The organism is Pseudobutyrivibrio xylanivorans DSM 14809 (assembly GCF_900141825.1).
GTDB classification, from domain to species: Bacteria; Bacillota; Clostridia; order Lachnospirales; family Lachnospiraceae; genus Pseudobutyrivibrio; species Pseudobutyrivibrio xylanivorans.
Genome location: NZ_FQYQ01000002.1, coordinates 44,255 through 57,547, shown reverse-complemented (window position 1 = coordinate 57,547; position 13,293 = coordinate 44,255). Strand labels below are relative to the sequence as shown.

The 13,293-nt window shown below is 39.2% G+C and carries 7 protein-coding genes; all 7 read right to left on the bottom strand.

Features of this window, described 5'->3' with window-relative positions; translation table 11 throughout:
• Window positions 1–73: 73 nt before the first annotated feature.
• The 7 genes from BUA88_RS02000 to BUA88_RS01970 all read right to left on the bottom strand — a co-directional run bounded on the left by BUA88_RS02000 (window position 74) and on the right by BUA88_RS01970 (window position 13,283).
• Window positions 74–2,047, bottom strand: a complete 1,974-nt coding sequence (locus tag BUA88_RS02000) for a hypothetical protein (protein ID WP_072911960.1) — start codon at window positions 2,045–2,047, stop codon at window positions 74–76.
• A gap of 12 nt (window positions 2,048–2,059) precedes the next feature.
• Window positions 2,060–4,165 carry a hypothetical protein gene (locus BUA88_RS16300; protein WP_200798839.1) on the bottom strand — a complete coding sequence of 702 codons (2,106 nt, stop codon included), beginning with the start codon at window positions 4,163–4,165 and terminating at the stop codon, window positions 2,060–2,062.
• A 69-nt stretch (window positions 4,166–4,234) separates the two neighbouring features.
• Entirely contained in the window at window positions 4,235–5,056 is an 822-nt protein-coding gene (locus BUA88_RS01990) for a response regulator (RefSeq protein ID WP_072911957.1), read from the bottom strand.
• Complete coding sequence (locus BUA88_RS01985) at window positions 5,037–6,371, bottom strand: sensor histidine kinase (RefSeq protein WP_072911953.1); 1,335 nt, start codon at window positions 6,369–6,371, stop codon at window positions 5,037–5,039. The genes BUA88_RS01990 and BUA88_RS01985 overlap by 20 nt, the downstream gene beginning before the upstream one ends.
• A gap of 10 nt (window positions 6,372–6,381) precedes the next feature.
• Window positions 6,382–7,098: a hypothetical protein gene (locus BUA88_RS16295; protein ID WP_072911948.1), complete on the bottom strand. Its 717-nt coding sequence runs from the start codon at window positions 7,096–7,098 to the stop codon at window positions 6,382–6,384.
• A gap of 165 nt (window positions 7,099–7,263) precedes the next feature.
• Window positions 7,264–9,486: a SpaA isopeptide-forming pilin-related protein gene (locus BUA88_RS01975; protein ID WP_072911945.1), complete on the bottom strand. Its 2,223-nt coding sequence runs from the start codon at window positions 9,484–9,486 to the stop codon at window positions 7,264–7,266.
• Between the two features lie 173 nt (window positions 9,487–9,659).
• On the bottom strand, window positions 9,660–13,283 hold the full coding sequence (locus tag BUA88_RS01970) for a SpaA isopeptide-forming pilin-related protein (RefSeq protein WP_072911942.1): 3,624 nt from the start codon (window positions 13,281–13,283) through the stop codon (window positions 9,660–9,662).
• Window positions 13,284–13,293: the final 10 nt, after the last annotated feature.

Genomic DNA, 13,293 nt, shown 5'->3' with positions numbered 1-13,293 from the left:
TATAATAAACCGTTACTAGTTACAAACTAGTTACAAAGAAAATCTTTTTTATATTTATTTTTGTAACACCCTGTTATCGGCGAAAAATCACAAGATTTCTTTGCTTTCTAGCCACCTGTACTATGGCCGCTGCTGCAAACAGCATAATCAGAATTCCTGCTGCACGTCCTGTTTCTTGCCCACTGTCACCAGTGGCAGGAAGATAAACCGTCTTGTAATCCAACCAGACCAGATCAAATACGCAATTTCCTTCCATATATTCCTCATCCTGCCAGTCATCCGACTCTATTATGTAGGAATACTCTGAAAGGGCGAATCCTGGAACATGGTCTGTCTGCATTATCAGATATTCTCCGGTGATAATGCCACCAATAGCTATCTGCGCTTCGTCGTTCAAACTAAGCAGTGCATATTCTGTATATTCATTAGTTACATTCAAAGCCGAATCATAGACCAGCTGAACTTTATCCTTATTCTCTGTTGCAACCTGCGTAACAGCTTCATTAATGTCACCTGAATAGGTGTTAGTCTTTTTATAAAGAGTAAATTTGTCGTCAAGCATTCTAGGAGCTGTTGCTAAAATCTCATCGCCAGTCTTCTGATATGAATCTGCATATCCCATGCAGGCTGTGAGTCTGATTCCATAGGCTGCCGCTCGTGCAGACTCCTTAATCACAGCTCTGAGATTCTTATCAAGTGGGCTGACTGAATAGCTTAGACATGTGTAAATGTCATACCATCCATCAGGTGTGCTGTACTGATTCTTCTTGGCACTGATTTTCGCATTTAAGGTACCAATCTCTACTGATGTATCAAGTGAAACAATCACAAGGGATACTCCACCTGTCTTATATACAAGATTAGAGGTATCCACAGATGTATCACCTATAGACTCTGTCTCTACAGTCACTCCTTCTGGATCAGTCTGTTCGTCATCTAAATTCTCTGACTCATCTGAGACTTCTTCGCTGCCATCCTCATTTTCTGTTTCTTCCAATGCTTCAACTGGCTCACCTGTCTCCGCAGCCTGAGCTTCTCTTATCTCCTGAGTTGATGTGTTTCCTCCCACACCTACAGTCTTTAAGCCTTTCTCCTCAATACTGTACTGAGTACCATAAGCTTCATTAAAAGCTGTTAATGCAAGCTCAGGTGTGCCGTCTGGTCCCGCCAAATGATTTCCATCTATCTCGTAAAAATAATCCTGAGAACCAAAGAAAACAAATTTGTCACTATAATCCTTATAGAACTGGGCATTACTGTAATTCATTACCGTGTAAGCAGCTTCTGGAAGTTCTGTTTCCTGCCCCTCTTCTGTTGTAGTAAGCTTCAAACTGTCAGCTATATACTCCATTCCATAAGGTATAACAAATGACACTGTAAGTACTCTTTTACCATCTGAATACATACTGTTATAGGATGGCATTGTAATATTTGATGTTACAGTAACCTGATCATCCAGCTCTGTCAGTGGAACCGTCTCCTGAACCATTCCTCTATCGCTAGTATCATTTGCGATTGAAGTAGTCATGGATGGAACACTGTAATTATCCTCTGTATAGGTAATTGTTTTTTCAGAACCCGGTGGTAATACAAACCATTCCAAGTCGTATACTCGGCTATGGCCCTTAGGCAGGACGATATAATATCCTGCTTCTATCTCAACTGTATTTCCACCACCCACCTCATAGGTAAAGGACTCGCCCTGTAAATTAGCTACTCCTGTAGAAGTGTTTCTCAGTCCATCCAAGAGCAATTCACAGAACTCCTTTGCAGCCTTCGGCTTCATTTTTGAAAGCCCTGCCGGACTTAAATCTGCATAGAATTGTCCCGTTCTTTTTTCAGACATCCATGAAGTTACTGCAAAAGCCCAGGAATAGCTGGCAGATGATTCATCGTAATTACAGATACGATAAATCTCCACCACATCTTTTACCTCCAGTCCTTGAAAGATTATGCTTGATGTGGCTGCAGCATATGAAGTTGTCCCCCTAAGCATTGAAAGTATTATTGTAAAAACCACCAGCAATGCCTTCATCCTTTTTTTCATCCTTTAGCTACCTCACTGAGCAAAGAATAACCATTTAACGTTACTGTTACCTATTGGTAATCTAAACTGAATATATGTCTCCTCTTCTATATTATTTACATGTACTGCTCGATCACTATCCACAATCATATCTGTATAAACATCGCCATCGCTTAAATAATAAATTGTTGTACCCACTACTCTGCTTCCATCTAAGAATACTGCCTGTAAAGCACTGTTTGTCGAAGAGTATTCCGGCTCCCAATCAAGTCCCATCGGAATATCTACCCTTGGATCTTCTTCTAATATCTCAGCTTCACCACTGTTCGTAGCTACTATTTCAATGGTGTATTTAGCGATGTCTGGATTAACTGGTTTTTCTCTATAAAACATCCAGCTTTCTCCAGGATTTAATACAACTGACTTGGAAGTCCCCATCTCATTCCATTCCAGTCTGCTTTCTATTCCATCATCCACGTTTATGAAATAGTAATAGTACAACTGCACTAAATAGGATTTTCCACTGGCGGCTGCATTATGGATCAAAATATACTCATCATTCTTATCATTTAACGAATCATAGCGAGAATAAATGATATCGTTGTTTGATATTCTATATGCAACATAACCGTAGTCAGTAGCATTGTTTTTATATTCTTCACTTGGAAGAGGCAAAGAAAGTATCGCATTCATAGCTGCTTCCCTAATCTTTTCCAGCATATCCTCTTCCTGTTCTGTCATATTATCAGGATCTTCTCCAGTCTGATTTGCATATTCTTCTTTCGGCTGTGTAAGACCCTTAAGAGAATCTGTAATCTCATTAATCTTATTTGAAATATTTTCAAACACTGTCGCCGGTGTTGGTGTAGGTGTTGGTGTTGGTGTCGGCGTTGGTGTCGGCGTTGGTGTTGGCGTTGGTGTTGGTGTTGGTGTTGGCGTTGGCGTTGGTGTAGACTTTGGTGTTGGTGTTGGCTTTGCTGTCGGCGTTGGTGTTGGCGTTGCTGTCGGCGTTGGCGTCGGTGTTGGTACTGGTGTAGTCTGTGTACTTTGTTGTTCTGTAGTCTGCTGTGAAGAACCAGAAGATTTTCGACCAGAACCTGATGAACCAGATGAACCTGACGAACCAGATGAAACAGCGGAGCCGCTACCTGAGTTCTCTGAAGCTGGTTCTGGCTCAGGCTCCTTTATCTCACCAAAAGACTGTGTCTCACCTGATGGAATACTTACTGAATTGCTATCTGCATCAACAATACTGATTTCACTACTTGTGTTGTTATAAAAATTAGTTAATACATCATTACTGGTAAGAGTCACCTGAGAATTCTCAGCGCCTTCTAACATAAATAAATCTACTGTTCCGCTTGAAGTCAAATCTACAGGTACAGATGTCTTTACGATTGACCCATCTGCCCCACTCTGAACTCTTACAGAAATTTTCTCTGCTCCTGCACCTGAAAGAGCAAGATTTGTCTTGCTAAAAATATCGAGATTTTCCAATTGTCCATCTATACTTACAGAGGATATGGACTCTTCTGCCTCAAGTGAAAGCTCTTTTACAGTTCCATATATTTCTACAGCCAAAGTTGAGCCATAGGAAATATTAGATATGCTTTCAACCATACCATCAGCTTCGACAATTATATGGCTGGTGTTTGCCTGAAGAATAATATTGTTACCGCTTGCATGTTCAACCCAAGTGTTAGCTGAAATCTGGGTAATATTAATAGTATTAAAATTGGCATAGTTAGACACTTCAGTGTATGGAGCATCCACATTTAACGCCAACTGACTGTAATCTCCAGCAGGAATTTCCAAAGACTGCTCCTCTTCAGACTGAATTGTAATAGAGCCGATTGTTGCATCCTGAGTAGAGGCTGAGAGCTTTTCCTCAAGCTCAGCCTGATTGGTTACAATAATACTGCCATCCTCTGTGTAACTATCTGTAACAGTGTATGTATCAACTACTTCCTCGGTAGCACCAACTGGTACTCCCAAGCCTTTGTGTCTGATTGCAATAATCGCTAAAACTACAGCCAAAACTACAACTGCACTTACCACGAGGGCTATAATTATGGACTTTTTTTCATCTTTTTCGAAGGAAATCATTCCGCCCCTTCGAACCATTTTGTTTTTAGCCATAAAAAATCCCCATAGACTATTTCCATGTTACATGAATTGTAGTCTATAGGGTGTTACAAACTCGTTACATCACAGCATATCAAGCAGAGTACCTAGTGTATTCTCTGCCCATGGATACTGCATCATGTATTCATCTGCGAAAGATTTCTTTGCCTTTTCGTCTCCCTCAAGAAATTTTAAGTAATCACAGGACATGGACTTTATATCTACACTGTAGCAATCCATATCGTTACGAAGGAAATTTGAAATACCAATATCCTCCATGCTCTTTCTAATATCGTTGGCAAGCACCCTTATATAGCCCTTCTTCTCTTCGTTGTCCTCTTCCTCCTCCCAGAGAGCACTTCTAAGCTCTCCGGTGGAAACCATCGCACCTTTTCGATCTATAAGGTATGCCACCATTTCCTTTGATTTCTTTCTGGCGAAATGAACTGGAGCGCCCTTATGAAAAATCTCAAAGTTTCCAAAACAGATGACCTCCAGCTCTTTCCCATCTGCTTTATCAGCAGTCTCAGATACTCCTGCCGGTTTTCGGCTGGCGGTTAGCCTGTCGATTGCTGCCTTCATATCCTCTTTGGATACTGGCTTAAGTATAAAGGCTTTCGCTGTGGTCTTCCAGGCATCCAGGCTATAGTGAGCATAGCCTGTACAAAAGACTATATCCACATCAGGATTTACTTCGGAAAGAGACTGCGCCAGCTTCAGACCATTCATTCCTGGCATATCCACATCTGAAAACACCATATCTACCTGATGAAGCTTCATCATTTCAATGGCTTCAAATGGATCAGAAGCAGTGTAAATAGCTGCACTGTCCCCCACTATTTCTCTCAGGGTGTCTTCCATTCCCTCAACTATGATTTTTTCATCATCAACTATCAGATACTTCATCCTTTTTACCCTTAGGCACATGGACTATAGCCTTACAGCCATGTCCTACCTGAGACTCAACTTCTAAGTATCCATTAATCATAAACTTAAGTCTACTGTTGGTATTCTTAAGTCCTACATGATTCTTTCCATCATCAGTTTCAAGCTCTGATGAATCAAAGCCTACACCATTATCCTCAACCTTTGCCAGATATTCATTTTCATCTTCGTAAACGCGAATTGAAACTCGTCCGCCTTCTGTCTTCTTTGCCACTCCGTGGCGTACAGCATTCTCAACAAGTGTTTCCACAGAAAGAGGTGGGACGCTAAAATGCTCACAGCTTACAGCTATCTCCACTTCCAGTCTGTCACCGTAGCGAAGCTTTTGCATATACAGGTAATGATTTATAATCTCCAGCTCCTCAGATATTGGAATACATACATCCATATCGTAGGCGTCAATATATGAACGAAGGAAGGCAGATAAATTAACCACTGCCTCGGCTGCAAGCTCCGGATCCTTCCTACATAAAAACTGAATAACATTTAAATTGTTATATATAAAATGTGGCTGGATTTGAGTCCAAAGCATATAGTTTTTAAACTGGTTATTTGCACGCTCCGCCTCTACCAACTCTTCTGCCTGCTTTAGCATTCTCTGGTTCTTTTCTATCTCATAAAACAGATACATAAGCATCAGCGAAATTGTAATTGAGATGTTTATAATAGATGAAACCTCACCTGTAACCACCATAATGATGGCACTGCAAACAGGAAAAGAAAGGTAAATAAGCAATGCCAAAACTTGGAGATTGCTAAAATAATGTCGAGAATAAAACACAATGAATAGTATTAGTGCAAAGCAGATAAACACTGGCATTAATGCCAGCACATAGCTTTCTCCCCTATGATATATATTATTCTCATCAAAGTAATAAATTCTGTGTGTATACTGATCAAAAACAAGTATTACTATGGAAATAACCATAAGAAGTATTCCAAGATACTTAAACCAGACAGAAAAGCTACCTCCATTATTTACAATTACTGCCTTAAGATATGCTAAAAAGTATATTTCCAAAAGATAAAGGCTGAAAAAAAGTCCAAAGTTAGCCACTCTGAGAATAACTCTGCTCACATTTCCCGGTTCGCCGTTATATGTAACAGCAAACATGTCAAAAACCAAAATAACAGTATTTATAAGCAAAAGATATCCCAGCTGGATGTTTTCTCTCTTTTCAACTGTCTTACCACGGTCAATTGAAAAAGCTGCTATCAGGCAAAATAACGAACCCCACAACTCCAATGCACCGATTCCAACACTTCCTGGAAACATATCATCCTTTCTACTTTATAAGTGAAATGATAAAGAAGCACATTAGCGCCAAAAGAACAACTATCCCAATGGAATCTGCAATAAGGAACGTACTTATTGATGCCAATTTCTGGAGCACATCACCGATTGTCTTTGTTCCAAATTTTTCTGCCAAAGTTTCCCTCATGCCCTCAGCGGCAATGCCCATCTGTTCCTTCATTGGTTCTGTATAATCAAGGTTATCCTGCAATGTTTTTAGTCTTTCTTCAATAGCCTGACATTTTGCTTCCATAGGCATATTTGCCTCTTCAAACTCATCTCTAATGGAGCTCTTAAGCTTATCTAAACCATTTAGATTATCCATTCTTGTAGACATATCGTTTAAAGTGGCAGTAATAGCAGTCAAAAGCTCTGCATTGTTCTTTTCCGCCTGTTTGATTGCCATCTTTAGATCCTGATTTTCTGCTCGTCTGTTTTCTAAAGCATCCTTAAGATTATAGACTTCTCTTCTTAGACGATCGATTTCCTCGCGGATTTGTCTTTCATCCATGGTATCACGGTCGCGATTTCTGTCATTATCCCTATCATAATCACGGTCTCTATCTCTGTCTCGATCACGTCCTCTGTCATCATCCCTGTCATAATTACGATCCCGGTCGCTGTCTCTATCCCTGTCTCTGTCCCTATCGTAATCCCTATCCCTGTTGTAATCTCTATCTCTTTCTCTGTCATAATTATTATTTGACATAGCCTCTACCCCCTGAAATGCTGTACCTAAAGACACAATACTCACAATTATGTTTATAAAATTGTAGCATTAAAAAAAGTTCATTCTGTTTAGGAACTGTGAAAAAATCTAGACACATAAAAAAGCCAGCTCAGATGCTAACATCTGAGCTGGCTTTATGGGGTCTTACATATACGAACTTGAATCCATTCTTCTTTGTCTTACAACCATAAGAACTAACGCTGATGACATGATAGAAATACCTATTACTGTAAACAGAAGAATACCTATTCCACCTGTACTTGGAAGTGTCAAACCTTTATAGTTCAATACTCTAAGTGATATAATACCATTTTCAATAAGCTGCTTGCTATTATCGTAGCCATCGTAGAATCCACAAAGGCTTCCGTTAAATTCAAGCTGTGCAGTCTCATCATCTATACGATTAATAGTAAAGAGAATATCCTCTGCAAGTGAATTGTATCCACTTGGTGCTCTTGTTTCCATGAGGATGTAATTTCCTTCATCCAAACCTGTCACTGTAACACCTGCTTCTGAAGCAACTGATGTAAGCGAGCCATTGAATTGTGCCACCCCATTAATGTATCCTGCTGTATATTTGGTAAATACATATGCCAGGACATCACCCTCATCATACTCTACACCTGCTTCTGTTGTTCCAGATTCTGACTTAGTCTCCTCGTATGTATAATAAATGCTTTCCTCTTCCTTCTCTTCTATATCCTCTTTAACCTGCTGATATGTGAGCCCAAGCCTGTCTGAGTCACTTCCGCTCATATCTGCCTGCCATACATATTCATCATTTATCTTCTTGTATGTGTTTACTTCCTTGTAAATATTAAACTGAGCACCTGCGATTGGAGCATCAGTATCACCATCAACCTTTATTACCTGAAGACCATAGCTGTAACCTCTTACAGTATCACTAATTCCAGAAGTTCCTTCGTATACTATTGTTGCCGTATTGTAGTTATTCTCAGAATTAACTTCCACATTATCTGTAATGATTGCCTTGTAAGACATTGTTACAATTGCAGAATCAAAGCTTCGTCCCTCTGGATCCTCCTTAATCATCTGCTTTAAAACACCCACGTTAATATTTAATTTTAGATATGTGCAATCTCTGTTGTCGGAATTAGTTTTTGTTCTGACAGGATCAAGAGTATAAACCGGCGCAGACACCTTTATTGCATAATAAGTCTGACCGTTTTCATAGCCTTCCAAATCAGATACATGTGTACAGCCTGATGTGTAGTCAGCTATATTGTCATCTGTAAGTACAAAGTAATCAACATCTGCTGTCAATCCACTTCTATCATATGAAGAATCAGCTATCTCATAATAATCAAAGTTTGATGTTGGGAACGGCTCTTTAACAGATCCAGGCGTAGAGCCTGTTGTTGTAAAGCTTACATCCTTTTCATCAGCAACACCATCATTATTTGCATCATAAAGTGTGAAAGACTGACTCATGTAATCCTCAATGTACATTGAGTATATCTGATCCATTGCTCTTGTGTATGTAATTCTGTCACTGTATAAAGTAGGTAATGTAATATCGATATCAAAATCTACAACCTCACCTATTCTTACGGCATCAGCCTGCTTGCCATTAAGCTTTTTGTCGATTGTAGCATCAGCTGCCTTAAGCTCTGCAAAGTATACGGAATCTACATAGTAATTTCCCTCCGGCCCATTCACTCTAGGAGTAAGATCCTTTACTACAGGAGTAAATCTCTTGGCGTCAGCCTTTACCATGACAGCGTAGATACCAAGCTCAAGATTATCGAATGTTACTTCAAATGTTTCTGCATCATTTGCAAGTGTAATACTATCTGTATATGGTTCAAGCTTTCCGGAAAAAACTGTATTTCCATCTACTTCCTCTGATGATGAGCCATACTCAATTACATTTAATGGTCCTCTGCTATCTCTGTTATAAAGAAGATACTTGTAAAACTCTGTCCATGTCGACTGACTTGCTGAGGAAAGATTCTTAGGAGTTGCATATGCAGTCTTGATAGTTCCATTTGTAGAATATGTGTCATATGCACTGAGCCAGTTTGAAACTGCTGGTACCCAATAAGGGTCTGAATATTTCTTTGTAACTGTATCATAGTTAATTGCAGCCACCTTATAAATTGTAACTGTCTCCCCCTTAGCTGTAAGCTTTACAACAAGATTAGTTGTAGCACTTTCACTATCCACCTTAATAGTAGTAGCTGCTGCAGTACCAGAGGTATTTGCTCTGTTATTCAGGGAATCAGTCTGAAAATCTGCTGCCAATGTCTGTACAATAAACATAGGGAAACATGACATTACAAACATCATTGCAATTATGAGACTAATAAGTCTGTTTTTTCTTGTTTTTGAGTTTGCTCTCTTCATATTTTCCACCTTCCTGTTCCCTGTTAGTAAGGCTACTATCTTTATGATGAGTTCATTTTAATCTAAGGAGTGTTACAAAGCCGTTACATTTTATACGGAATTCACTTTGTAATTTTCTGTAATAAAAAATACCCAGAGGACTTTAAAATCCTCTGGGTATTAAGGTTAATTCATTAAATCATCTGACGTTTTCTTCTGCCTAAGATAATAACGATTACAGCACCCATTACACCAGTACCAATGATGATGAATAACAGGATACCAATTCCACCTGTACTAGGAAGTACTAATCCCTGATAGTTGTATACATCAACCTTGATACATCCATTTTCATTTATAATTGCTGAATTTGGATCTGTATCGCTATAAGGCTTATCATCTGTTTCCATCTCTCTGAACCAGATATAAGAATTATCTGCCTTTGCCATTTCACCGTCATTAAGCTGATTAATCTCAAAATAGATATCCTCTGCCAGCTCGTTATAGCCTGCAGGAGCCTTTGACTCTACAAGTACATAACTTCCAACACCAAGACCATGAGCTGTAATACCTTGTTCAGTATTTACAGAAATCAAAGTGTCATATACATCTTGATTATATTTGTTCTGGAAAATTCCATTGTTCATTGATACCTTCTTAAAGTATCTTGAAGCTTCGTCATTTTCGCCTGGAAGTACATAGTAATTATTCTTTTCTGCACTCTCAAGTGCTTCATAGTCTGCATCCGATAAAGATAATTCCTTATAAAGGTTAAACTCTGCACCTGAAAGGTAAGTTGTAGTTGAAGCACTACCATCAATCTTTACAATGTTAAGACCATATGTGTATGCATGTACAACGTCATGCATCTCTGTCATTGTCCTACCATTAGAATCCTTCTCGTAGTGAATATAAGCTGTATTTGTATTTTCGTTAGAATTAATCTTTGCATCCTGATCAAGAATTGCATAATATCTAATTCTAAATCCTGATACAGCTCTATCCTCATTTTTAGCTATATTAGCCTTCCATGCTCTGATTATAGGCTCGTCAAAGCTAATTGAAATATTTGTTGTAGCCTGACCTGTAGGAATAGTGAATTGCTCAAATATTGGGCCTGTTCTTGGTGTAGCATAGTATCCAATAAGATCAGAATTCTTTGTAAGAATTGTATTATCAGATGGATTAGCTATGTAAACTATAGTGCCATCCTTCGCATTATCCTCTGTAAGTAATATAGAACTTGATCCCTGAGAATTCTCAGTAAACTTATATGCTGTAGCCTCTGGAATACTATTCTCATCAATCCTAGCTTCTGCTAGATTTTCACCATCCTTATACAGATAGTATAATGCTAATCTGTGCTCTTCATCAGGTTCATATAATGTGAATCCTTCTGCCATCAAATCTTCAAATGACAGCTGGTAGCCACTGCCAGAACCTGTAGTTAATCTGTCCTTATACTGTGGAAGCTGGAAATCAATAGTAAACTCTATTGGATTAGCTGTATCATTAATCTCAGCTACATCCTGCTTCTGTCCATTAATCTTCTTTTCAATAGTAGGCTCAACTTCCTTGATATAAACGGTGAATAATTCCTGTGTAAAGAAAGCTCCCTGTGGTCCTGACTGCTGTGGATATACTGATGCTACTGTAACTGCATATGGATTATTATTACCATCTGTAGCAAGAATAGCGTATATACCATATTGTATGTTATCAAATACCATAGAGTATTCTTTGGCGCCATCAGCACCCTCAGAAACCTCATGATTATCAGCATCAACATACTTATAACCCTTTGAAGCGTACTGTCCAGATGGCGTAGCATAAAGGTCTACAAGCTGATCATCGCCTGCAGTTGTAAATACATCATATCCCTCTACTCTAAGCATATCCTTATAGAAGGATGCTATTGTTGAAGATGATGCCTTACCATTTGACAAGTCGTAAGGGGTAGCTGCTGTTGCAGCATAGCTTGACTGATTAATCCAGTTCTTGACCTGGCTAACCCATTCCATATCCTTTAATGAGTCTGCCTCATCATCCCATGTCATTTCTGCAAGCTTATACATTGAAAGCCTATCGTCAACTGTTGCAAGAACTACCTCAAGATCTGCATAAGCTGTTGTCTCTGTTACCTTTCTCTGATAAGGTACTGTCTCCTTGTCTGCTGCTTTGTTATTTAATGATTCTACTGCGTATTCTGCATTAGGATCATAAATCTTAAATGGTACTACAGCCTTAGCTGAAACTGTATTAGAAGCAAGGACTGTATTCTTAATTGTTACTGTAACCTCTGCATAGTAATAGCCTATTGCAGTTGGTGGAGCTGTCTGAATTGTTCCACCAGTCACTGTATCTGCCGTTGATACCTTATAATACTTAATATCTGAAATGTTAGCTGTATTATTGGTAGCAGACATAATGTCATCAGCACCTACAATGTTAGAGCTTGAGTACGCTCTTCCATCATAAGGAACATCCGCTGCCTGAATCGTTAAATCAATAGTTTCCCCTAAGCTTGATGCACCAACTGCATAATATGAGCACTTAGGGTCAGATGCTGAACAGAACATATGAATAGTATCTGAACCATCTGCTGCATAAAGGTTCCAAATGTGATTTAGAGGCTGAGTTGTTGTCTTAAACTCAAAGTTTGTTTTCTGAACAAGGGCTGTCTGGGTTAATCCCTTTACATAGTCACCGTATTCTACGAAGAAACCTGTAGCTGTGTAACTTGTAACCTTAGAACTACCATACTGAGCCCAGTTAGTATCAACAATATCATTCCATGAATAGCCTGAAGCTACATAGTATGGAGAGTTTGTTCCAATCTTTCCATTTCTGTTACCTGTGCTCCAACCAGAACCAATCTTAAGAGTTGTCATTGAAAACTCACCATTGGAGTTGTTTGGCTCACCGTTGTTCCAGTTGTTGTAGTATCCTTTTGAATCAGCTGTCTGTAAAACAGAATTTGATGCAGCTGTAGGGCTCTGTAAGAACTTTCCACCACCCTCGTTTACATCAGGACCTACTGCCCAGTACCAGTATCCGATACCATCACCATTGCCGGATGGTGTAAATGTCTTATAGAAAGGAATACCATTCTTAGAGTCAGCTTCACCATGGGTCATCTTAGTACCACCAAGCCAACCAATCTCGTTAGAGCATCGATAGATGAATGCATCCTCTTCAACAGTTGATACTGTTGCAAGATATCCCTGAAGTCCTTCATATGTCATATTAAGAGCTGTATAGTAAGCCCATTCCCAACTACCATATGACCAAGACTTTCCTGTTGGATCTTTAACAGCTGTACCTGACGCTTTGTCAAACTTGATAAACTGGTAGTAATGCTGAGAATCCTCTGAATAGAAGGTCATGTACTTAACGATATCTTTTCCTACTGAGAAGTTAATCTTCTGGGAAGAATTCTGACAGTTCAAGAACTGAATCTTTCTAATATAGGCTGCAATCTGTACAAGATTCTTTCCTTCTGGGATGTTAATAATATAAGTACCATCTGTAGAAAGAGATGTCTCATATGTAAATCCACTTACGCTAGGAAGTATTATCTTCTCACCGTTCTCTCGAACAGATGTGAAGTTAATAACAAGACTCTTGTAAAGATTTGTACCTGTACCTAAGCAGTTATAATAGGTCATAACACCAGAAGCATTATAGCCTGGCTGGCCTACATCAATTGTGTCGGCAACTGCGTAGGATGGGAATGATGGCACGGCAATAGCGGCCACCATCAAGATTGTCATCATCACTGATAATAATCTCTTTTTGAATGTCTTTCCTCTTGCCATAAGATAACCT